The organism is Aciduliprofundum sp. MAR08-339 (genome assembly GCF_000327505.1).
Lineage (GTDB): Archaea > Thermoplasmatota > Thermoplasmata > Thermoplasmatales > Aciduliprofundaceae > Aciduliprofundum.
In genome coordinates, this window is sequence record NC_019942.1 from 1186590 (window position 1) to 1208453 (window position 21864).

The following is a 21864-nucleotide window of genomic DNA, read 5'->3' on the forward strand; positions in this document are numbered from 1 at the left end:
AATATCCCCTGCCATGGAAAGAAGGGTGAAGGGTGGGATTGTTACGGTTATTGGAGTTATAATAGTGCTCATAATTTTATTGCATCCCTATTTGCCCCACTCTTCCAGGGAAAATTTGGATAACCATGCAAAGATCATAATATCGGAGAATTTTGGGGAGAAGTGTGTGAAAACCATGGAAGTTAAACCTGGAGAGAGCGTTATAAAAACTCTTGAGGACAATTTCAACATCACAACGGCCTACGGTGGAAAATTCGTCACATCCATAGATGGAATAAAGCAAAATGCCACCCATTTCTGGTTTTACTATGTAAATGGAATCTTGGCAAATGTGGGCGCTGCAGATTATATAATCCATGCTGGAGACGTAATTCGCTGGGATTTTCATGTTTGGAAAAGAAATGAAGTAATATACGCGGAAATTGAGGATTTCCCAGAGCCCCTTCTTCATGGATACGGCGGACATGTGTACAATACAACCATTGTGTATTCAGCAGATTACGAAAAATACGCCATGGAGTTGAAGAATTATCTTACACAAATGGGTGTTAATGTAAGTGTGGGAAATAACGTAAATAAATATGAAAATGTGATAATTCTCGGGTACCCCAAGCAGGCAAACTGGATAAATGAAAAATACAGAAAATTTGGATGGATATATCATGTACAAGATTCTTTCATAATCGGTCCGAATGGGAGGTACTTGGGTGCATTTGCTCAGATTACCCAATCACCCTTCAATCCCAGAGGGCTAGGTGCTTCCGAGAATGTGATTATCTGGATTTATGCCACAGATGGACCCTATATGCAAAGGGCAATAAATGACCTTGAAAATGGGAAAATAGACAGTTTCTGGTACTTTACAGGTGAGGAGGATTGATCTGGCCCCTTTTTATTGTGATAATTCTTCCTTACCTCGCATCAAGGGTGCAGATATCTCACATTAAAATAAATGAATTTGTGTTTTTTGTGTACCTATCTACGATGCTCTACATAACTCTCGTTCTAACATCACCCTATTTTCTCACGGCCATACTTTTATCAATGCTCATCTTGAAAATTTTCATCAGGTCTGACATGTGGGGAACCTTGATGAAATATACGGTCTATGTGGCAATTTTTGTGTTTCTATTCAATATACTTCTCAACACAAACGGCTCAAATATTCTTTTTTCCTATGGATTTTTAACCATCACGGAGGAATCTGTTGCATTCTCAATTTCCATGCTTCTGAGACTTGAGATCATAATGGGAGCCTTTGCCCTGTTCAATAGCAATGTTGAGATGGAAGATTTGATAACAATCCTTGAAAAACTAAAACTTCCAAGCAAGGGTATACTTACCACCGCCATAGCCATGCGCTTCTTTCCAATAATGCTCAGAGAGGCAAATGAGATTTCTGAAATTTTCAAGATGAGGGGCGTTCCTGCACCGTCGGGCGGAATAAGGGACAGGGTGTTCTCAAGGTATCCAATAATGGGATCCATGTTGAACCTATCTCTGGAACGTGCCATAAACATAGGGGAGGCACTTGAGACAAGAGGATACCCTTCAAAGCACAGAAGGGTATGGAGAAAAATAAGGTTGAATACGTGGCAGAAACTGTCAACCGCAGTTTTACTTATCCTTGCCCTCCTATCAACCATTCACGTGCTTCTCTATGGTAATTTCACTTTCTATCCCACCCTCTCTTCCCTAAATGATGAGGAGATTGTTGTGAGTGGCCTGATGCTGATACTGCCACTTTCAGTCTTAATTGGGAGGGTGAGCGAAGATGATTGAATTTGAAGATTTCTCTTTCAGATACCCCTTATCCCACGATTGGGCTCTCAAGAATATAAACTTTAAAATCCATCGGGGCGAATTTGTCTTGGTGGTGGGACCCTCAGGCGGTGGAAAGACAACATTATTGAGGGCAATAAATGGCTTAATACCGCATTTTTACAGCGGTACGTTGCGCGGTACAGTGAGAGTTTGTGATAGAATAACCAAAGAAAGTAGTGTGAGTCAACTTGCGGAGCATGTCTCCACAGTATTCCAGAACATTGAAAATCAAATCATAATGAGTACCGTGGACAGAGAGATTGCGTTTCCCCTTGAAAATAGAGGATTTGAAGAGAGTCAAATCTCCAGAAGGGTGGAGGAGGCTCTGGAGGTAATCGGAATTGCCCATTTAAAGGGGAGAAAGATCTCCCACCTATCCGGTGGAGAGAAACAGAAAGTTGCCATAGCCGCAAGCATTGCCACCCGACCAGACTTCATTCTCCTAGACGAGCCCACAAGTCAGTTATCTCCAAACTCTGCCGAGGATATTTTAAGTTTACTGGAACGTCTAAATGATGAGTTTGGAATGGGAATAATTCTGGTTGAACACAGGCTTGAAAGGCTCATGCACAGGGTTGATAGGTTGATAGTGATTCACAATGGAAAGGTCCTTGATGATGGTGAGCCCCGAATTGTTGCTTCTCGAATTGATCTTGATGCCCTAGGGGTTGGCTACCCACAGGTTGCAAGGGTTGCCAGATATTTGGGAAAGCGGTTTTTACCGCTAACCGTTAAGGAGGGAAGAAAGACCCTTGAGGAGGATGTTAAGAGATTCAAGTTGAAGTCCAGAAATCCAAGTTTTGAGGATCCCATTTTAAAAATTTCAGATTTGTATTTCTCCTATGACAAGGGGTATGTTCTACGGGGAATAAATTTGAAATTGCGCAGGGGAGAGATTCTGGGCATAATCGGAAGGAATGGCTCTGGAAAAACCACACTTGCAAAGCTCATAACAGGCATACTGCAGCCTGAAAAGGGCATGATAATTATACCCAATGTAAAAGGTAAAAATGGAAAAGGGGTTGCTATGGTGTTTCAAAATCCAGACATGCATCTTTTTGGTGAGACAATATACGAGGACATCTCGCTGGGTGTAAAAGATGGAAAAAAAGTTGAAAATATTATGAAAACTTTGGGCATATGGGAACTCAAGAATAGAAATTCCCGCGATCTCTCCGGCGGAGAGCGAATGCTTGCAGCCATAGCCTCCGTTGCCGTACTTGAGCCTGAAATCCTAATACTTGATGAGCCTACAAGGGGATTGAGCTATTCCCTCAAATTAAAAATCTCAAAATTTTTAAGGTCCTATGCAAGATCAAAGGGGGCCATAATAATAAGCCATGATATGGAGATGATAGCAAGAACTGCAGATACTGTGGCCTTCATGGCCGATGGAAGGATAATAGCCCATGGGGATAAGAGGGATATTATGCCAAATTCCATTAATTATACAACCCAACTAAACAAAATAATGGTTTCTGTCAAGGGTGCAAACCCAGATATACTTGTGGAGGAGGATGTGGAGGGTTTGATATGAATTGGAGGCTGTGGACTTTTACAATGGTGGTTTTCATCTTCATACTCATAATCTTTTCCATAATTCATCCAATTTTTTCAGGCATTGTTTCAATACTCATAATAACCCTGAGTTTACTCTCCATTCTATTTCTTTACGAGAGGGATTCTCTCCGAGGCAAGGAAATAGCGGTTATTGCCATGATGGGGGTCTTCTCAGCAGCAGCCCGTGTGCCATTTGCTGCACTTCCAAACATACAGCCATGCACATTCATAATACTTGTCTCGGGATATGTATTCGGACCATTTGCAGGTTTTCTGATTGGGGCCGAAACCGCTGTGCTGTCAAACTTCTTTCTTGGACAGGGTCCGTGGACTCCATGGCAGATGCTTGCCTGGGGAATAATAGGAGTTATTGGATATTTATTTCGTTTTGCTTTCAAAGGGAGAAAATACGAGTTTGAAATGTTTCTTCTTGTGGGCTTTCTGAGCGGCTATATTTATGGTATGATAATGGATCTGTGGTACTGGCTTTCATTTGTGTATCCTCACACCTGGCAGAGCTTTTTGATGGTTGAGGCCACATCCATATGGTTTGACACGCTACATGCTGTGGGTAACGCCATATTCATAGACCTATTTGCTCTCAGATTCATAGGAACCCTTGAGCGCTATCGTATCAGATTTGGGCTATTCAGTAAAACTCCAGACTCTCCTGTTTCATAAACTCACGCATAAGGGATGTGGCATAAGACCCTCTGTAAAGGGTGAACCTGAATCTGCATTCATCCCGTTTGTAGTCAATTATTGGAGATAGTATATTCCTTCTTCTCCCTCTTGAACTCAACTCGTACAGTTCCTTTATTCTGAACATATCAGGAGATATGCCCTCATCCTCTATTATTTTTCTTTCTATCTCACCCTGTATTCCACCTGAAAAATCAGTATTGTAGCCAAAAAGAATTGTGGACACATAGGCTTTTCTCTCCAAAACCAGTTTCTTGATTTTGGGAAAATTGAAATTATTGACTTTTACAAAATCTTGAATGGGAACTCCATAAGAATCAATTTTCATAACTACATCTCCCACTTTCAAATCCGTGCCTATCATCAATCTTTCACTCAAAATCTTGTTAAAAAGATAACTCTGATATCCATGAACAAAAAGAAGCAGTAAATTCTTTGGTAGTTCCCTGAGTGCTCCCACATAGTCCCCAGGATTCTTTATCAAATAATTCAAGATTGCTCTTTCGTAACTGGCATTCTTGTCGAGCTCCTTGATTGCAGCAAGAGGATCCATATTCTCAAAGAATATCTTTCTGCCATCATCGTGCTCAAATGTTGAAGGAAATCCCACATAGTATCTGACGGCATCTCTGTAATTCCCCTGTATTATGAACTTCCCAACAAGGTGCGTTATGGGTCTTGATGCACCGAATCTCTGAACACCGAAGAAATTTGGAAAAAAGCCATTAAGTTCATCCTCTATTTTCTCCACCCTATCATCGCAGATGGTATCTTGAAGGAGTATGTCAAATCTGTTACCATAAAGATCTCCTATTTCCAGGCATTGATCACTTCTGAATATTTCCAATATTTCCACATCTTTGAGATGAATACTAAGATCTCCCTGATAATTCAATATGCAAAAGTATTGCACGGTTATGCCCCTTTTGTCCTTGTTACCTGCAAATTTTATCCTGCGCCTGCTCATGCCCAGGCTCTTGCTCAAGATCTTCACAAATCTGTTTGTCTCCCAGTTTCTCAATCTCACTTTCAAAAACAGATTTTTTCCGCAATCCTTTCTTTCAACAGGTAGGGGAATCTCCTCAACGTAAAAATCCTCAACCCCTTTCCTTAGTTTTCCGCCGATACCGGGAGAATGGGATAAAAAAGAAAAAATACCGATATCTTGTTCGGTGTACATTATATCCAGATCTCGTCCACAAGGCGATACTCTAAAATTTCTTCATCGCTGAAGAATATTGGTATTTCCCTTGCTGCTGACTCTTCAGAATCAGAGCCATGAACCAGATTGTTCTGAATGCTCATTGCAAAGTCCCCTCGTATTGTGCCTGGCTCTGCCTCCACGCCATTGGTCTTACCCATCATCCTGCGCACAACTTCAATTGCGCGCTCTCCCTCAAGCACCATGGCTATGATGGGTGCGGATGTTATGTAATCTATCAAACTCTCGTAAAAAGGCTTGCCTCTGTGTACCTCATAATGTTTCTCCGCCCTATCTCTGGTAAGCCATAGCATCTTCATTGCCACTATCTTGAGTCCCTTTCTCTCAAACCTGGATATGATCTCGCCCACAAGACGGCGATTCACAGCATCCGGTTTAAGCAGTACCAGCGTTTTCTGCCTCATTCTTTCTCCTCTCCAGCAAATGCAATCTCACCTTTTTCTCCTTTCTGTACGCTTCAGTCCACCTGATTCTGCGAGGCACTCTACCAAGATATATCATATTCTTCTGGCACTTACTGCTGCAGAAATACAGCACAGTTCCATTTTTCATGACGTACATCTTCCCTGTGCCGGGCTCAATTTCCCGTCCGCAAAATGCACAAACATGCTTTGTTGGCATATGAATCACCTTGCCTCCAGTTTGCGTGCCTCGCGGGCTGTTTCTCTAAGCATAAGTATGTCTCCAACTCGCACAGGACCCATAACGTTGCGGGTTAGAATCCTGCCCTTATCCCTTCCCTCAAGAACGCGAACCTTAACCTGAGTAACCTCGCCGGTCATACCTGTACGACCCATAATTTCAACGACTTCCGCGGGTGTCGCTTCATCTGCCATCTAAACCACCTTATTTTTTAATGGTGCTGATCTGATCGATTATTTCCTTAAAGGAATTGGCAGCCTTGCCAAAGTCAATTATGCTCACAGATGCAGCACTCTTTATGCCGACTCTCTTTCCCAGTTCTTCCTTGGTAGAGACGTATGCATAGGGTATTCCCTTCTCCTCGCAAAGCAGTGGAAGATGAGCCACTATCTCCGGAGGATTCACATCCTCCGCAATTACCACGAATTTTGCATCTCCACGCTCAACGGTCTTTGTAACCTCATTTGTTCCCTTGCGTACCTTTCCCGTCTCACGGGATATTTCAACGGCACTGAGTATTTTGTCCTGCAGTTCCTTAGGGGTCTCAAACCTCACATATATTGCAGCCATTTTCTTTACCTCCTTCATTTAGTCAATCATAGGCAAAGCACGAAAAGGATAATGGTATAAATAATTTGTGAAAAAATCAGTAAACCACGGAGATGAGGTCGTTTATTCCCCCGATTTCCTCCGTGAAGTACTTTGCCTCCTTCTTTGGCAGATAGGGTGTGTGCACTCCTGTGAGTATCGTGGTTATCTTCAATTTCTTGCTGTACCTGTCGTCTATCCTCGCTCCTATTTTGACCTCAGCGTCCTCCCTTATTCCTGAAGTTATCCCCTCCGTTATGTGGTAAACCGTCTGAAGGGACATCTCAGAGCCGCCTGTTATGTGTATTAGTGCTCCGTTTGCCCCCCGGTAATCTATATCCATAAGAGGATTGTTCAGAGTATCAACCACAGCATCCTGGGGAGTGTAGTAATTTCCCTCTCCGTAGAGTATCGTGGACGTACCGCCATTCCTCATTATTGATTCAAGATCGGAGAAATCTATGTTCATGAGAGACGGAATGGTTATCGCCTCTGAAAGGTTCTTTATCACATCACCGATTAGGTAGTCCATTATTGCGAAGGCCTTTGATATGGGCAAATTCTTTGCGAGTTTTATGAGATTGTTGTTGTCCAGCACTATAACGGTGTGCGACTTGTCTCTGAAACTCAGAAGGGACTCTTCTGCAAGGGCCCATCTTCTCTTTCCTTCCGCCTTGAATGGCATGGTGACCATGGATATCACAAGGGCACCGGCATCCCTGGCAATCTCGGAGATTACCGGACCTGCTCCTCCACCTGTGCCCCCTCCCAGTCCTGCAAGAACAAAAACGATATCGGCACCATCAAGAATCTTGTAAATATCGTTGTAGGCCATCTGGGCTGCCTGCTCACCAATCTGCATATTCCCCCCAGTTCCATGCCCGCGGGTTATTTTCTTTCCTATGAGGACCTTCTTTGAGGCATCCACAATTGAAAAATGAGCCTTGTCAGTATTCACCGCAATTAACTCCGCCTTTATCTGCTGGGAACTTAACCTTGTGATGCTGTTGCATCCACCGCCACCTACACCTACCACCTTTATGTTCACACCCGATTCATTTCTCTCTACAGGATCAAGAGAGAGAGCATCTCTAACCAAATATTCAAGACCCATTACCATCACCTTTCATATATTTGTCTGACAAATTATCTATATACGTCCGACATATTTAAGCCTTTTGGTAACATATGAGGCGATTGAAAATTAGCGCCATGGTTGTACGATCTACAAGGCAAAAGTTTATTTCCTCAGATTGCATTATAGTATTGGGCAGGAAATGTTATTGGGTTCTTGCCCGCGAGGTGATAGATATGGAACCAGAAAGCATAAAGGTTGAAGAGGTTATGACAAGGGATGTTATCTCAGTGAAAATAGGAGACACCATTGCCAAGGCCATAAGCAAGATGCAGGAGCATGGATTTCATGAACTTCCGGTGATAAACGATCGGGGCGAGCTCGTGGGATTCCTGAATTACCGCGTACTTATCAGGAGGAAGAGCCTATCCATATATTCAAGGGTGGAAAACGTTATGGTAAAGCCACCCACAGTGGATCCTGATGCGAGCATTGTGGACGTTGTTAAGTTGATGGTGGATGCCGGGTACAGGTCAATACCTGTGGTTAGGAAGAACAAACTTGTGGGTATAATTTCCAGAACCGATATACTCAGGCTTGTGCCCGAGATGAAGGAAGTAGCAGATTTACCTGTGGAGGACGTTATGACCTCTGAGCCTGATGTGGTGGAAGAGAACTCACCCATTGAGTATGCCATTGACATAATGAGAAAACTGGGTGAGATGAGCGTGCCCGTTGTTGATGAGAACAGAAAACTTGTGGGCATCGTGCATATGCGTGACGCTTCTCGTGCCATATGGAGGGACAAGGAGCGCGCCAGCATGGGTGAGGTTTCCGGAGAGAAGAAAAAGGTTCAGGTGCTGGCCAAGGAGATAATGAGCCCTCCCGTTTACGTTGAGGAGAGTGCCTGCCTGTGCGATGCCGTGGAAAACATGCTGAAATTTCACTCATCCATATGCGTTGTTGTGGACAAGAAGATGGCTCCAATTGGAGTTATTTCTCAGAGAGACGTGATTGAGGCTGTAATGCGTAAGGGAAAGCCTGAGGGAGTGTTTGTTCAGATAACTGGGCTGGATATTGAGGATACAGAGCCCTATCTGGCCATATACGATATGGTTGAGGATTTCTTGAAAAAGATAAACAGGTTCAAGGAGTTCAAGCCCCAGATGCTGACTTTCCACGTTGAGGAGCATCACATAAGCGGTAAGGAGATCAAGTACAGCGTTCGCGCAAGGCTCACCACAGACAGAAAACTGTTCTTTGCCAAGGATTATGACTGGAACCTGTACAGAGCATTTAGAGACGTGCTTGAGACCCTTGAAAGGAATGTGAAGAAGGAGCGTGACAAGTTACTGGAGTACCGCAGAGAGGTGCTGTGAGGCGATTTTATGGAGGATGTCATGAGAAGGGTACTGGATGGAATAGATGCGAGGTTCTCCGAGATAAGGTACATGAGAATTAGGAGCAATCGAATTGTGGTTAAAAATGGAGTTGTGAATTCCATATCTTCCAGCGAGGAGGGTGGATTTGCGGTTCGTGTTGTGAACTCTGGAATAGGGTTTGCAGCCACCAACGATATCGATAAACTCCAGTATGCAGCGGAAATTGCTGAAAGATTATCAAGAAAGAGAAGGAATGTGGTTGGGTTCTCTGAGGAAAAAAGTTATGAGGACTCATGGAGCGTTGAGGAAAGGAAGAAGATAGAGGATTTTGGCACGGAAGAAAAAATAGATTACCTTCTTGACGTGGATAAGGTCCTAAAGGCTGAGATGAAAATTCAGATGCTTCATGACAAGGTGATTGAAAAGATTTACATGAGTAGTGAGGGTTCCTTTATAAAGGCCCGCATTCCCAGGGTGGAGTACTTCTACATGATGGGTGTCATGGAATCAGGTAACTTTGAGCAGGCATACAGGCAGTACGGGATGAGTGGTGGATATGAGATCTTCGATAGGTGGAATATGCTTGATATACTTCCAGAGGAAGAGAGATCTCTGAGGGAAATCGCAAATGCAAAGAAATCGCCCGAGGGGACCTTTGATTTGATTGTCGGGCCCGAGGTGGCCGGTATAATAGCCCACGAATCCTGCGGGCATCCCAGCGAGGCGGATCGCATACTGGGCAGGGAGGCTGCTCAGGCTGGAGAGAGTTTCATAAAACCTGAAAAGGTTGGAAAAAGGATTGGCAGCGAGGTTGTAAATGTTGTAGATGATCCCACAGTGCCCAACAGTTTCGGGTATTACAAATACGATGATGAGGGTGTGCCTGCCAGAAGGAGATACCTTTACAAGAATGGAAAAATAAACGAGTTTCTGCACAACAGGGAGAGTGCTGGAAAACTTGGAGTGCATAGCAACGGAGCTGCACGGTCATCCTGGTGGGATCGGGAGCCAATAGTCAGGATGAGCACCACATTCTTCGAGCCTGGAGATTACAGAAAGGAGGAAATTTTTGAAGATGTGAAAGAGGGAATTTACATGAAGAGCTTCACTGAGTGGAACATAGATGATGTGCGTTACAATCAAAAGTATGTTGGTCGCGAGGCATATCTGATAAAGAATGGCGAGATCGTGGCACCCCTGCGCAGACCAGTTCTTGAGATCACGACTCCCGGTTTCTACAGCAGGGTTGACGCTGTCGCAAATGATCTTGAATTCTACGCGGGTACATGTGGAAAGGGTGATCCAATGCAAGGCGTTGATGTGTGGATGGGTGGCCCGCATCTCCGTCTCAGAAATGTGAGGTTGAGGTGATTTTATGGACCTTGAAAAATTGCTCAATAGGGCCTTGAACCAAGGTGTGGATGAGGCTGCACTTCTCCTAATTGAGAGGGAGAAAAGGCAGGTGAGATTCTCCAACAACGATATTGACGTATCAAAGATTTGGATAGAAAAGAGTCTGGAAGTTTTTCTTTCAAAGGGAAAGAGGATATTTATGACCACCATAAAGGATATGAAGCACGCGGAGGAGATGATTGAAAGATATGCGAAATTGCTTCCATCACTTCCCGAAAACAGGGATTTTTACGGCATAAATCCTGAAAAGCAGAGTTATGAGTCCAGCAAGATGGAGGAGGATATCCTGCACGTGGATCTGGAGAATCTGGCAATTGAGGTGATAGATGGCGCTGTGGAGAAGGGTGCAACCCGCGCTTCAGGCGTGATCTATCGGGATCATGTTAAAAGAGAGATCCTCACAACATACAACCATGCTGAGGAGGAAATAGCAAACATTGACGTTGTGGTTAGGGCTTTTAACGAGTATCGCAACGCTGGGCAGGAGGCTGTGACCACGGCAAGTGTCAAGGACCTTGAGAATTCAAGAGAGATCGGTGAGCGTGCAGGCTCCATTGCCTCCATGGGAGGTCAGCCAAAGGATGGCAGAGAGGGAAAATTCAAGGTTCTATTTCATCCACTCGCCTTTGGCTCGCTGGTATCTTACAGTATGCACATGGCTTCCGCATTCAGCGTGGATGCAGGGATGAGTTTCTTTGCAGGTAAGCTGGGTAAGAAGGTATTCTCTGAGAAACTCACGCTCTATGACGATCCCACGTTCTTTTCTACAGGACACAGGACATTTGATATGGAGGCCACTTCAACCCAGAGAACTCCTGTGATTGAGAATGGTGTGGTGAAAAATTATCTGCACAGTTACTCCACAGCTCAGAAATTTAAAACAAAGAGCACGGGAAATGCCGGGATAATAAATCCACAGGCATGGCAACCTGTTATGGAGAATGGCGTAAAGAGTTACAACGATCTTCTTGGAGAGATTGAAGAGGGACTTTACATTGTTAACCTGTGGTACACTCGATTTCAGGATTATAGAAATGGAGATTTCTCCACAATACCCAGGGATGGGATATTCTACGTTAAGGACGGGGAGATCGTGGAGTCCTGGAAGGGGATAAGGGTCACGGAGAACATGCCGCATCTTCTATCCTCAATCCTTGATGTGAGCAAAGAGAGGGAGAAGGTGAAGTGGTGGGATGAGGTTCTGCCCTCCTATCTACCCTACGTACTTGTGGACGGTGTGAACATTACCCGTTCCACCCTTTGATTTTTTTATATCAGCAGTACTGCTATTATTCCCGAAAGAAAAATTCCATCAAATGTGCCTGCACCGCCTATGCTGGCCACTGGCGCTCCAAGCTTTTCAATATCTTTCAGATGCAGCAGGTCCGCTCCTATCAGGGTCCCCATTGTTCCCGCGATATACGCAACAGGCACTGGATTTTCTGGAGAGATGAATATCGCGGTTATGGCTGCCACTATGGGTGGAAGAAACGCGGGCAACGCTATGCCCATGCCCTTGACAGGTCTGGCAAATAAATATGAAACAACGCTAACAATGGCTATTCCGATGAGACTTTTCAGCATTAATATGTAGAATGAATGAATGGCCATCGACCATAGGATTAGAATTGATAGGAAAACTGGGATTATCGCACCTCCGAGGTTTACAGCCAGAAGGGTTGTATTGTGGGGTGTATGCGGGATCCTATAGGATATACCCCAGAAATTCACTGAGCCCTTTTCCCTCATCGGTATCCGGCTCTCTATCCTTGATATGGGTATGTTAACGAAACTGCCAAGCAATGCGAGCCAGAAAAGTGTTATTGAGACCCTGGGAGGTATCCCTAGTTTAACAAAGGCTATGGGTATGCCGAATGCGAAGAAAATTGAGAACATAAAGAAGAACAAAATGTAGATGAAGAGAATAAGGTAGTGGAACGGGTAATAGAGGTAATGCTTCATTCTATCAGTTCCTCCACATTCACAAGATATTCCTCTCCATTTACCCAGATCTTGTACTTCCTTCCATCCCTGGGCGGCTCAATGGGCTCATTCAACAATCCCTTTCTTCGCATCAGGAACTTCCTTGCAACATCTGGGAAGAGGGCGTAGGAGAGCACATCCTCCTCGTTATCTGCAAGGTCTCCAATCTCTTTCTTAAGCTTTTCAAATTCGGGCTCCAGGAGATCGGCTGGCCTGGTGGTTATGGGCTTCTCATCTCCGAGAACCTTTTTCTTTATATCTGCACTGATCTCTCCCGGTGGCTTGCCATATAGGCCCTTTATGTAGTTCCTCATCTCCTTGGTGACCATCTTCCACCTCTCTCCAGATATGACGTTCATAACGGCCTGTGTACCTACAATCTGACTCAAGGGTGTAACAAGTGGGGGATAGCCGACCTCAGCACGAACCCTTGGGACTTCTGCAAGAACCTCTTCAATCTTATCCTCGGCCTTCATCTCCCTCAGTTGGTTGTAGAGATTCGAGAGCATTCCGCCTGGAACTTGGTAAATAAGTACCCTTGTGTCGGCCATTCTCATCTCCATCCTTGTGTACTTCCTCAATTTTTTCTCCACGCCTCTGAAATATTCTGCTATCTTCTCCAGTTTTTTCAGATCCATACCTGTATCGTATTCTGTGCCCTGGAGAGCGGCCACCATGCTCTCTGTGGCGGGCTGAGCCGTGCCGAAGCCGAATGGGGACATGGCTGTATCAATCACATCCACTCCAGCTTCAACAGCCTTCATATAAGTTACGGGAGCCCAACCGGCAGTGCTGTGGGTGTGCAAATCTATGGGCACGCTTATCTCCCTCTTGAGCATCTTTACCAGTTTGTAGGCCACGGTTGGACTCATGAGTCCGGCCATGTCCTTTATGCATATGGAATCCACGCCCAGCTCCTCCAGTTTCTTTGCCATATCCACATAACTTTCAAGGGTATGTATGGGACTTATCGTGTAGACCACCGAGCCCTGCGCGTGGGCACCCGCTCTTTTAACGGCTCTTATGGCAGTCTCCATATTCCTTATATCATTGAGGGCATCGAATATGCGAAATATATCAATTCCAGCCTTGTGGGCCTTGAAAACGAATTTTTCCACGATGTCATCCGGATAGTGCCTATAGCCAACAAGATTCTGACCTCTTAGGAGCATCTGCAATGGAGTATTTTTAATGTATTTTTTCAGAATTTTTGGCCTGTCCCATGGGTTCTCGTTGAGGAAGCGCATAGCGGAGTCAAATGTTGCACCTCCCCAGACTTCGAGGGAGAAAAAACCCATCTCGTCCATGGCCTCTGCAATGGGCACCATATCCTCCGTGCGCATCCTCGTGGCAAAAAGGCTCTGATGCCCGTCGCGAAGCGTGGTATCTGTTATCTTCACCATACTTTGTGGAATGCTTTACCGTTAAAAATATTTTGGTATAAACTTTTTGACAAAAAATAATTAAATAATTATTTAATCATATTTTCTAATTTCTTTTTTGCTTCTTCGTATTGCTGTAGGGTGATTTCCCCGACTAGGTATCTATCTTCTAATCTCTCTAATCTCTCTTTTATTCTTTCTTGTTTTTTATATTTTTCACCTATAGCTCTAATTTTAACCTCTATGTATTTAGGATCCGACACACCTTCAAACTTTATTTCATATCCTAAAGAACCAGCTGTATTTACAAGAACATCGCCATAATTAAGTAGTCTACCCCACACTCCTTGAGATATGGAAATATCTGTAATTTTATCAAATGTTGTTTCTGAAATTTTGCGGGATATCCATCCATGCCTACTATACACTCTCTTGTTTGTAATTGCATATTCAGTACTAATCCACTTAATTACTATTCTCAAAATTAAAAGTAGGCCTAGAAAGAAAAGAATCACTCCAAAGTAAGGAATTATAATTCCAAATATTATTCCAGATATAAAAAGAAGCAAAGTAATTATTATCCCACCTATGAAACTCTTAAAACTTCTTCTACCATACCATTCGACGATCTCACCGTCAACTAAACTAAGCCCAGTAGGGGTCGGATTGGAAGCATGATATCCTTCGTTAGGGATATAGTCCTCTTTTTGCTCTAGTGGTGGAGTAACAGATTCTTTATTTTTATCCCCAGATATACTGGTTCCCTCATTCAATTCTCCATTATCAATATTCTCAAATGAAAGTTTATTTCCACAATAAGGACACACCTTCCAACTGGGATCTATTTCCTTACCACAATAAGGGCAATACTTTGGGGCGTTATTATCTTCCATATTTAAGGGTATTTTAATTCGAGTATTTATTTTTTTTTATGAAGCATTTAAATATCCCAGAAAAACTTTATGTATTTATTCTCCTTTCACTCCTTGCATGGCCGGGATAGGGTAGGGGCTATCCTGTGGGACTGTGGATCCCACGACCCGGGTTCAAATCCCGGTCCCGGCCCTGTATGGATTTACGGACATTTGTGAAGTATCCTTTTCTTCCAGGGGCGATTGATCTTGTCAAAAATATAAAATTAGATGAACTTCTTTCATCGCCAGTTTACGAGGATGCGAGAGGGTTTGGAATATCCCGAGTTAGAAGCTGCTTTACGGGGGAAAGGGTGCCCTTTACAAGTGATGAGAACAGAATAATCGGGTTCTACGTTTCAAAACTCTTCCTTATGGCCCTAAACGATCCAATAATCACAAGGAGATTCGCAAATATGATGCGCGATGAAATTGAAAGATACCTGCTTGGAGACACTGACGAGAACGTTTACTCTGTTGCCAGCGCCCTGAAAGTATCCCACAGGGATGTGGATGAGCGGGCAAGAGAGTTGTATGAAAAGTATCCAAAACCCGGAACAGCAGGTGTGAAATTTAAAGTTTTCACGCAGATACACTTTCTTGATTTCATAAAATATGCGTCAAAATTGAGCGGGGAGACCTTTAAACTTGTGTATCAACCCCTAAAGGATGGATGGATACCTGTGGCAAGGGAAGAATTTGTAAAGATCATAAGAGAGGCTTTTGTTGAGGAATTTGTGGAAGAGATCGATGCTCAGGCTGAACAGGCAAAAACACTTAGAAAGTACTTTGAGAAGGAAATAATCGGGATGCGAAACTTGAAAGACAAGTACATCTCAAGATATACATCTAAGGAATTTGGAGATGTGACAGAAGATGCATTTCCTCCCTGCCTGAAATCCATAATTGTAAAATTGAAAAATGGAATAAATTTGCCCCATCAGGCAAGGTTCTTCCTCGTTACATTTCTCCACAAGATCGGAATGAAGAACGACGAAATAATGAAGATATTTGCCACCGCCCCCGATTTTAATGAAAGTATGACAAGGTACCAAGTGGAACACATAACCGGCGGTATATCCAAGAAGGAGTATGAGGTGCCTAAATGCTCGACTCTCCAGGCCTATGGGCTTTGCATAAAGGATGTTGCCAACGACAATCTTTGTAACAAGGAGTGGATGACCCATCCGCTGCTCTACTACAAGATCAAGAAGGAATGGCTTTCCAAGCGTGAAAAACGCGTTGAATCGCAGTGATGTGCCCGAGCACCGCAAAGAGAATGAGAATCCATGAGGATATGGAAAAATAATATCCCCACCAGAAGAATTGAATTATGGGCAAAATCATAAGTATGACCAGGCGATCGGCTCTGCCAAGAATGCCACCGTATATGCGCTTTAGTCCAACTGCCTGTGCCTGAGTACCCACGTAACTTGTCATGAAAACTCCGCTTAGAGCAAATAAACCTATTAGTGGGTTGGAATATGGACTCAGTGCCACACCGATTATTATCATCATATCTGCATACCTATCAACAAGGTGATCCAGAAAATCCCCCCTCTTTGAGGATATGCCCCTCCTACGGGCCACCTTACCATCAATGGCATCGAGAAGAGACGCTAAAATTATGAATAGAAATGAAAGAAGAAGATAATATGAGGAGATCCACGTGAGATAATATGATACTCCAGCCAAAAACGAGATGAGCACGGAGATCAACGTAATGGTGTTTGGATGCATCTTCATAAATGGTTTTGAGATCTTCGTAAGTAATCCATCAACTCTCGCTCTGTACCTGTTCAGTACCATTTAAGTATCTCCCCCATATAGTTTATTCGAGGTCTGAATTTTTCATCTTTCCTTTCAATTATGTTTCTCACATCCTCTGCTACATCCTTGGGCTCTCTGCCCGTTGTATCGACTTCAAATACTTTATCCTTTCCATAATAGTTTATGGCCTCCGAGGTTATGAGCCCCATGGCCTCTGCCTCCAAATTTTCTCTAATTTTTCTCTCAATATAGCCCCTTTTCTCCAACCTTTTTCTGAGTTCATCAGGATGACAACGAAGCACAATAACCAGATCCACAGGCATATCATGGGAATAATGCCCTTCCAGTATGACCTTTTCCTTATCCTTTAATTCTTTCACCTTGTCTTTTAGCATATCAATATCCACCACATAGGATTTGCGCTCTTCATCGTAATACATTCTGGCATCTTCAAAATCTTTGAGATAAATCACCCTGTATTCCCTTTCCAGAACCTTCGCCACAGAGGTTTTTCCAGTACCGGGTGTTCCTGTGAGTGCAATCAACATAAAAAAGGAAAGAAACAAAAGATTATAAAAATAGCGAAGAAATTAGTGATGCTCTTCCTCGACCTCATCTATCTTTTCCTGAGGATATAGGGTATGTGGCTCTTCTTCATTTTGGGGTGACTCGTTCTCCCGTGTTACATATTCAACCTTGGGTTTTCTTGCTGCAGCTGCGAATGCCACTATAAGGGCTATTATTGCAATGACAATGCCCGCATATCCTATCTGATCACTTGTATTTATGGCTTGAGATTGCTCATCATTTTTCGCCTTTATATTCGATATCTGCGTATTCAGATTATCTGCCTTGCCCTTCAGATCGTTTATCTGGTTCTGTAGATTCTGGATGTTAGAGTTTATCTTCTCCATAAGGGTGGTGTTCATATTCTCAATGGCCATGTTCAGAGCACTTATATTTTCCTGAAGAGCATTCTCAAGGTCATTGAGCTTTGCGTCAAGAGCGCTTATTTCATTCTCGATCTGGGACACATTACCCTTCAATGTGGATATTTCACTCTGCATTGTGCTTATCTGAGACTTTATGTTTCCTATCTCTGCATTTATATTGTTTATGGCCTTCCACAGTTCTGGTAACTGTGGCAAATACAGCACTGTAACAATCTCGGTGGCAGAATTACCCGCGCTATCCGTTGCTGTTACCTTGAATACATTCTCACCATCCTCAAGTGTAGCCTTGTATGTGAAAGTGCCATCAGAATTGACAGTTACCTGTTCTCCGTTTATTGTCACAGAGGCTCCCGGATCCGTAGTACCATTGATCCAGAACACGGAATTGTAGGTAAGAGGCACATTTGTCGGAGAGGTTATTTTCAGCTCTGGAGGAGTGGTATCTACTTCAAAGTTCCAGGACATGGAGGCAGTATTACCACCATTGTCTGTTAACTCCACACTCACTGTGTGCTTTCCATCGGAGAGTAGGAATGGAACATGAGCCACAATGGTGCCGTTGTTTCCATACGTGGTAAGGGTTGCCATTATAGATATGCCATCTATCTCCACAGAAACTTTTGAGAAACCGCTGTATATCTCATCATACCAGCAGAACTTCAAGGTTGGCGCTCGAGTATTCACAACCTTATCTGCAAGGGAGAAACTCTTCAATTCTGGAGCAATCGTATCGGTTAGGTTCAAGGTATAGTAAATCACATCGTTTGAAGCACCTCCCGTTGTCAAAGTTGCCACCTCTCCAGGAGTATTTGAAACTATCTTGAAGTAATGAATTCCTGCAAAAGTATTGCCAAGGGGTATTGACACGGCGGAATAGGATCCAGACGCGATTGAACCCACAGAGGATTTTCCAATAAAGCTTATGCCTGTGGCATAGGCATCTATGTAGAAGCCCGTGTAATTCACAGCCTCATCGGATCTAAGTTCCACATAAACCTTAGAACCGTTTATGAACGGAGTCCAGAGATTCTGATAGAAGCCGGTATACTCAACCTGAAGTGCTCCCGTTGAGTTGTATATATACACATAATCGTATCCTGGCTCCACATAGAGATAGTTGAAGTGAAGTGCTATTCTCGTGGCATTTTGAGCGCTTATCTCCCACGTATGATCATAGTTGTTTGGATACGGGTGAGGAGATTCAACATCTACCTGACTCACTCCCTTTATTTCGTAGAGCTCAACGGTTGTTCCCTTGGAACTCAATGGCCCATAATTGTAGAGTGTTATCTTTGCATTATCATTGTTCTGAGCCAGGCCTCTTGGAGTAACATCATAGCTCAGGACCTTGAAGGTTGTTATTCCATAATAGCCATTTGGATAATAAAATCCTACGTCATTGGCTGTGTTAATATCTCCCGGTGTATTGGCCATTACTATAATCTCATCTGTTCCTGCGTATTGTGGTGTCCAATGTACCGTTATAAACTTTGTTTCTCCGGGATTGAGAGTGACCGTTAGGTTTTTAATGTATCCATAGTCATCCATAACGCTCACATTGGATATTGCAGACTCAGATGTGCCTATATTGGATATTTCAAATGTTATGTAATTGGCCTCACCCATAACAGGATCATTCTTTATGAACACCTTTTGAACCCACACATCAACGGGTAGATGCACATGGAAGAGGCCCCATATTGCGTTGTTTGCAGAATTGGTATCATTGAGCACATCTGCACTGGCAACCACGTACTGCCATCTAGCAGATGAATTTGTTGGATCCAATCCAAGAGGTATGAGATTTACTGCTTTCCAGGGAATGGTTACATATGCCACTTCACCTGGAGCCAGAGAACTCACCGTCTTGTTTCCAAGCCAGATGAGTGGATGTGTTAGATTATGCTGTTGGAACACAAGCACGTAATTTTCCAAATAGAAATGCACGGTTATATCTGTGGCCATTTTAGTGCCCGCATTGTAAATCACAGCAGTCACATTTGTTATCTTTCCAAAGGCAACATCTCCGTAGTCGAGAAGAGTTATGACCTGGATATCAGGACCTGTGTTGTTTGAATTTCTCCAATTTTCCTCGCCACCTTTCACCTTGCTCTTGTGCATTTCCAAGGGCGGCATAGGAGAATTACATGACATGTAGAACCTTGTATTCTTCCCATCCTCGCTGTAAACGGAGAGTATATACGTGCCTTCTCTACCCGGTGTAAACGAGTATGTGAAATTATTGATTCCACCTACGGAAGAGGTTGGACTCAGCGTCTTCATATCAAGTATGAAATCATAATACGTATCTGCAGAGCCCCACATTCCAGAGCCATAGTCATGCTCAAGATAAAGGAGTTCAACCTTCACCCGCGGAGAGTCCGTCTGTATGTTAATATGTACCTCCTTGCCTCTGGTAATCATAGGCACATCATTGGAATTGTAAACAGCATTGGGTATTACAACCTTTGGCTGGTTATAGGATGGGTAACTAGCCCCACTTCCCGAAACTTTCAGAGCAGGATCACCTATAAGGGAGTATTCGAAATAGGACCTCTGCCATGGATTATCGTTGAGGCCTGTATCCCAGGGATCAATCATCCTCAGCTTGGGACCAAGCCACTGGTTATACAGGGAAAGTGCATAGTAATACATCATTCCGAGGGTAACATATCCGTATATATGTGTACCTATGTAATAACCAGCCACAGTTCCATCCTCTGTTATCAAATCTCCAAAATCGTTTGGAGCCACCAAGGTACCGTTATCGAACCAAGCAAGAGTGCTTCCATAGGCTTCCCTGTCTCCTCCGTAGTAAGCAATTATTCCATCTGGGGCATATAGCATCTTCTCAGCGATGGAAGTTCCTCCGTTAATCCCAGAAGCGAATTCAGATGGATACATCTCCTCATCCCAAGCACCATTTAGACAGGAACCTGAGATGTATATCGGCAAGCTTCCGTAGGTTGAGTTCATACTGAAATCCCAAGCACTTATTTCATCGTTGTGATGCCAGAATGAATATCCAGAGCCATGCGTTATCTCCACTATCATATCGCTGTTGTACATCATCTTCACAAAGTTGTTGTAGGTGAAGTTTCTCAATGTGTGGAAGTACTCGGTAACCTTCACACCATCAAGCCATCCATAGTTGAGAGGCTCTAATACGCCTGTCTCTCCCAGGAAATAGGGAGTTTCGAATACTTGGCCTCCAGAGAGAGTAACATTCTCTATACCACCACTCTTGTGTGTTGCATAGTATATGATTTTATTTACAACAATATCTGCAGTCAGGGGATTCACGGGAATTCTGCCAAAATAGAATCTGGGTTCGTAACTGAAATGGGTGGAGTTGTAATTTGGCTGCGCATAGAAAGCATCAGTTGGAATCCATGCATCGTACATATCACTGTATCCGAGGTATGCAAGCAAATACATGTACTGATCGGTCCAATAGTAACTTGGTGGCACCATTCTGGCATTTCCAAATATGGTTACATACTCCACATTGCTTCCATAACTCTCATTTTGAAGGAACGCTATTATCTTCTTTGCAAGGGTGTAATTGTACCCTATTATGGCACTTTTATCAAGAGGCAAGGTCGCGTTGTTGAAGTAGGCATAGGGATCAGTGGTTGAGTTTGCATAACCATTCACTGGAGGGTTCGGAGCAGGCTGGAAATTCTTGGCAATCCAGGTTGTGGTAACGACCCAGGAGGTCAAACCTGTGCTGTTATGGAAATTGGCCAATCTTTGTGCCTGTGCCTTTAGCTGCGGAGACGTAATTATTATGTTAGGGACATCTATGGGTGCACTCCCTGATTTTAACTTACCGAGCTCATAATTAACGCTCACCACAGCGTTTGTCAGAACTCTTATCTCATTGGTAACCGGATTGTACCTTACCGGATAGAGGTACACATTCACTTCCACTCCGTCCCTGCTTCTGCTCACGGTGTAAGAGTACACCTTATAGGGATAGAAACTGTTGCTCTTGTAAACCTTGACATTGTATTTTGGAGGAGAATATTTGGATGGAAAAGCCTTTCCAGAGTTCAGAAGCGGTGCAGGTGCGGGAGATATCTTGAGGGTTCCATAGTTCACCTCATGGGTGGCCTTCACATTCACATTAACATGCTCCACATTCTTGGGAAGTTTAAAACTCAAAATCTTTACAGGCACAACGGGCTGTCCTGGAATCTGGAGAACCCTTGCTCCATGCAGAATAAGATACTTCCCGCCATTCGGTCCTCTGACATATTTGAGGGCATTTAGATCTATGTGCACAATTTTGGTTATTTCATTGCTCGAAGATATTTTCTTCGCGCCCGTTGCAGTTGCATATGGCTGAAAACTGGTGAGCACTGCAAGTGCTGTTAGAACCATTAAAAGGACTACTAGTACACTACTCACCTTTTTATAACTACCACCTTTCATTGGGCATCACCCTATAGGCA

20 protein-coding genes and 1 tRNA gene are annotated in these 21864 nt (G+C 43.6%); 9 read left to right on the plus strand and 12 right to left on the minus strand.

Going from position 1 to position 21864, the window contains the following annotated elements:
* Nucleotides 1–13 precede the first annotated feature (13 nt).
* From ACIM339_RS06435 to ACIM339_RS06450, 4 genes are read left to right on the plus strand one after another with little or no spacing between them, the layout of a single operon-like run.
* Nucleotides 14–880, plus strand: coding sequence for a DUF4430 domain-containing protein (locus ACIM339_RS06435; protein WP_015283808.1), 867 nt, complete (start codon nt 14–16; stop codon nt 878–880).
* Nucleotides 877–1782 carry a CbiQ family ECF transporter T component gene (locus ACIM339_RS06440; protein ID WP_048103856.1) on the plus strand — a complete coding sequence of 302 codons (906 nt, stop codon included), beginning with the start codon at nt 877–879 and terminating at the stop codon, nt 1780–1782. The genes ACIM339_RS06435 and ACIM339_RS06440 overlap by 4 nt, the downstream gene beginning before the upstream one ends.
* Nucleotides 1775–3361, plus strand: a complete 1587-nt coding sequence (locus ACIM339_RS06445; RefSeq protein WP_015283810.1) for an ABC transporter ATP-binding protein — start codon at nt 1775–1777, stop codon at nt 3359–3361. The genes ACIM339_RS06440 and ACIM339_RS06445 overlap by 8 nt, the downstream gene beginning before the upstream one ends.
* Nucleotides 3358–4065 (plus strand): ECF transporter S component, encoded by a 708-nt coding sequence (locus ACIM339_RS06450; RefSeq protein WP_015283811.1) that lies wholly within the window; start codon nt 3358–3360, stop codon nt 4063–4065. Before ACIM339_RS06445 ends, ACIM339_RS06450 begins: the two co-directional genes overlap by 4 nt.
* On the opposite strand, the gene truD is transcribed toward ACIM339_RS06450, so the two are convergent.
* The 6 genes from truD to ftsZ all read right to left on the minus strand — a co-directional run bounded on the left by truD (nt 4034) and on the right by ftsZ (nt 7652).
* A complete protein-coding gene (truD, locus tag ACIM339_RS06455; RefSeq protein WP_015283812.1) occupies nt 4034–5266 on the minus strand; it encodes a tRNA pseudouridine(13) synthase TruD in 1233 nt (410 codons plus the stop codon). The genes ACIM339_RS06450 and truD overlap by 32 nt on opposite strands.
* Nucleotides 5266–5712 carry a nucleoside-diphosphate kinase gene (gene ndk / locus ACIM339_RS06460; RefSeq protein WP_015283813.1) on the minus strand — a complete coding sequence of 149 codons (447 nt, stop codon included), beginning with the start codon at nt 5710–5712 and terminating at the stop codon, nt 5266–5268. Before ndk ends, truD begins: the two co-directional genes overlap by 1 nt.
* Nucleotides 5684–5929: a 50S ribosomal protein L24e gene (locus ACIM339_RS06465; RefSeq protein ID WP_015283814.1), complete on the minus strand. Its 246-nt coding sequence runs from the start codon at nt 5927–5929 to the stop codon at nt 5684–5686. The genes ndk and ACIM339_RS06465 overlap by 29 nt, the downstream gene beginning before the upstream one ends.
* Nucleotides 5930–5934: 5 nt before the next feature.
* Nucleotides 5935–6144: a 30S ribosomal protein S28e gene (locus ACIM339_RS06470; protein ID WP_008082961.1), complete on the minus strand. Its 210-nt coding sequence runs from the start codon at nt 6142–6144 to the stop codon at nt 5935–5937.
* Nucleotides 6145–6154: 10 nt separating this feature from the next.
* Nucleotides 6155–6520, minus strand: coding sequence for a 50S ribosomal protein L7Ae (gene rpl7ae / locus ACIM339_RS06475; RefSeq protein ID WP_015283815.1), 366 nt, complete (start codon nt 6518–6520; stop codon nt 6155–6157).
* A 76-nt stretch (nt 6521–6596) separates the two neighbouring features.
* The gene (ftsZ, locus tag ACIM339_RS06480) at nt 6597–7652 is read right to left on the minus strand and encodes a cell division protein FtsZ (RefSeq protein WP_015283816.1); all 1056 of its coding nucleotides are present in this window, start codon (nt 7650–7652) and stop codon (nt 6597–6599) included.
* A gap of 197 nt (nt 7653–7849) precedes the next feature.
* Here ftsZ and ACIM339_RS06485 point away from each other — a divergent pair, with 197 nt between their 5' ends.
* Genes ACIM339_RS06485 through ACIM339_RS06495 form a run of 3 tightly spaced genes read left to right on the plus strand, consistent with a single transcriptional unit; the run spans nt 7850 to nt 11672 of the window.
* The gene (locus tag ACIM339_RS06485) at nt 7850–8992 is read left to right on the plus strand and encodes a CBS domain-containing protein (RefSeq protein ID WP_048103857.1); all 1143 of its coding nucleotides are present in this window, start codon (nt 7850–7852) and stop codon (nt 8990–8992) included.
* Nucleotides 8993–9001: 9 nt separating this feature from the next.
* Entirely contained in the window at nt 9002–10366 is a 1365-nt protein-coding gene (locus ACIM339_RS06490; RefSeq protein WP_048103858.1) for a TldD/PmbA family protein, read from the plus strand.
* Nucleotides 10367–10370: 4 nt separating this feature from the next.
* Complete coding sequence (locus tag ACIM339_RS06495) at nt 10371–11672, plus strand: TldD/PmbA family protein (RefSeq protein WP_015283819.1); 1302 nt, start codon at nt 10371–10373, stop codon at nt 11670–11672.
* Nucleotides 11673–11677: 5 nt separating this feature from the next.
* Here the strand turns inward: ACIM339_RS06495 and ACIM339_RS06500 are convergent, their stop codons facing one another.
* From ACIM339_RS06500 to ACIM339_RS07770, 3 genes are all read right to left on the minus strand, one after another.
* Nucleotides 11678–12370 carry a DUF1614 domain-containing protein gene (locus tag ACIM339_RS06500; RefSeq protein ID WP_015283820.1) on the minus strand — a complete coding sequence of 231 codons (693 nt, stop codon included), beginning with the start codon at nt 12368–12370 and terminating at the stop codon, nt 11678–11680.
* Entirely contained in the window at nt 12367–13794 is a 1428-nt protein-coding gene (locus ACIM339_RS06505) for an oxaloacetate decarboxylase subunit alpha (RefSeq protein WP_015283821.1), read from the minus strand. The genes ACIM339_RS06500 and ACIM339_RS06505 overlap by 4 nt, the downstream gene beginning before the upstream one ends.
* Before the next feature lie 68 nt (nt 13795–13862).
* A complete protein-coding gene (locus ACIM339_RS07770; protein WP_015283822.1) occupies nt 13863–14666 on the minus strand; it encodes a PH domain-containing protein in 804 nt (267 codons plus the stop codon).
* 100 nt (nt 14667–14766) lie between these two features.
* Between ACIM339_RS07770 and ACIM339_RS06515 the strand changes: the two genes are divergently transcribed.
* Both ACIM339_RS06515 and ACIM339_RS06520 read left to right on the plus strand, forming a co-directional pair.
* Nucleotides 14767–14838: transfer RNA gene (locus ACIM339_RS06515), tRNA-His, on the plus strand.
* Between the two features lie 22 nt (nt 14839–14860).
* Nucleotides 14861–15940: a DNA primase large subunit PriL gene (locus ACIM339_RS06520; protein WP_337954316.1), complete on the plus strand. Its 1080-nt coding sequence runs from the start codon at nt 14861–14863 to the stop codon at nt 15938–15940.
* Here the strand turns inward: ACIM339_RS06520 and ACIM339_RS06525 are convergent.
* From ACIM339_RS06525 to ACIM339_RS06535, 3 genes are read right to left on the minus strand one after another with little or no spacing between them, the layout of a single operon-like run.
* On the minus strand, nt 15891–16493 hold the full coding sequence (locus ACIM339_RS06525; RefSeq protein WP_015283824.1) for a CDP-alcohol phosphatidyltransferase family protein: 603 nt from the start codon (nt 16491–16493) through the stop codon (nt 15891–15893). The genes ACIM339_RS06520 and ACIM339_RS06525 overlap by 50 nt on opposite strands.
* A complete protein-coding gene (locus ACIM339_RS06530) occupies nt 16484–17002 on the minus strand; it encodes an adenylate kinase family protein (RefSeq protein WP_015283825.1) in 519 nt (172 codons plus the stop codon). The genes ACIM339_RS06525 and ACIM339_RS06530 overlap by 10 nt, the downstream gene beginning before the upstream one ends.
* Before the next feature lie 42 nt (nt 17003–17044).
* Nucleotides 17045–21820, minus strand: coding sequence for a C25 family cysteine peptidase (locus ACIM339_RS06535; RefSeq protein WP_337954317.1), 4776 nt, complete (start codon nt 21818–21820; stop codon nt 17045–17047).
* Between the last annotated feature and the right edge of the window lie 44 nt (nt 21821–21864).

What these genes read in the sequence shown, in the direction of transcription:
- ACIM339_RS06495 (WP_015283819.1), top strand. Translation starts at nt 10,371, where the DNA reads ATGGACCTTGAAAAATTGCTCAATAGGGCCTTGAACCAAGGTGTGGAT.
- ACIM339_RS07770 (WP_015283822.1), bottom strand. Translation starts at nt 14,666, where the DNA reads ATGGAAGATAATAACGCCCCAAAGTATTGCCCTTATTGTGGTAAGGAA.
- ACIM339_RS06470 (WP_008082961.1), bottom strand. Translation starts at nt 6,144, where the DNA reads ATGGCAGATGAAGCGACACCCGCGGAAGTCGTTGAAATTATGGGTCGT.
- ftsZ (WP_015283816.1), bottom strand. Translation starts at nt 7,652, where the DNA reads ATGGGTCTTGAATATTTGGTTAGAGATGCTCTCTCTCTTGATCCTGTA.
- ACIM339_RS06450 (WP_015283811.1), top strand. Translation starts at nt 3,358, where the DNA reads ATGAATTGGAGGCTGTGGACTTTTACAATGGTGGTTTTCATCTTCATA.
- ACIM339_RS06445 (WP_015283810.1), top strand. Translation starts at nt 1,775, where the DNA reads ATGATTGAATTTGAAGATTTCTCTTTCAGATACCCCTTATCCCACGAT.
- rpl7ae (WP_015283815.1), bottom strand. Translation starts at nt 6,520, where the DNA reads ATGGCTGCAATATATGTGAGGTTTGAGACCCCTAAGGAACTGCAGGAC.
- ACIM339_RS06500 (WP_015283820.1), bottom strand. Translation starts at nt 12,370, where the DNA reads ATGAAGCATTACCTCTATTACCCGTTCCACTACCTTATTCTCTTCATC.
- ACIM339_RS06465 (WP_015283814.1), bottom strand. Translation starts at nt 5,929, where the DNA reads ATGCCAACAAAGCATGTTTGTGCATTTTGCGGACGGGAAATTGAGCCC.
- ACIM339_RS06485 (WP_048103857.1), top strand. Translation starts at nt 7,850, where the DNA reads ATGGAACCAGAAAGCATAAAGGTTGAAGAGGTTATGACAAGGGATGTT.
- ndk (WP_015283813.1), bottom strand. Translation starts at nt 5,712, where the DNA reads ATGAGGCAGAAAACGCTGGTACTGCTTAAACCGGATGCTGTGAATCGC.
- ACIM339_RS06435 (WP_015283808.1), top strand. Translation starts at nt 14, where the DNA reads ATGGAAAGAAGGGTGAAGGGTGGGATTGTTACGGTTATTGGAGTTATA.
- ACIM339_RS06490 (WP_048103858.1), top strand. Translation starts at nt 9,002, where the DNA reads ATGGAGGATGTCATGAGAAGGGTACTGGATGGAATAGATGCGAGGTTC.
- ACIM339_RS06530 (WP_015283825.1), bottom strand. Translation starts at nt 17,002, where the DNA reads ATGTTGATTGCACTCACAGGAACACCCGGTACTGGAAAAACCTCTGTG.
- truD (WP_015283812.1), bottom strand. Translation starts at nt 5,266, where the DNA reads ATGTACACCGAACAAGATATCGGTATTTTTTCTTTTTTATCCCATTCT.
- ACIM339_RS06505 (WP_015283821.1), bottom strand. Translation starts at nt 13,794, where the DNA reads ATGGTGAAGATAACAGATACCACGCTTCGCGACGGGCATCAGAGCCTT.
- ACIM339_RS06525 (WP_015283824.1), bottom strand. Translation starts at nt 16,493, where the DNA reads ATGGTACTGAACAGGTACAGAGCGAGAGTTGATGGATTACTTACGAAG.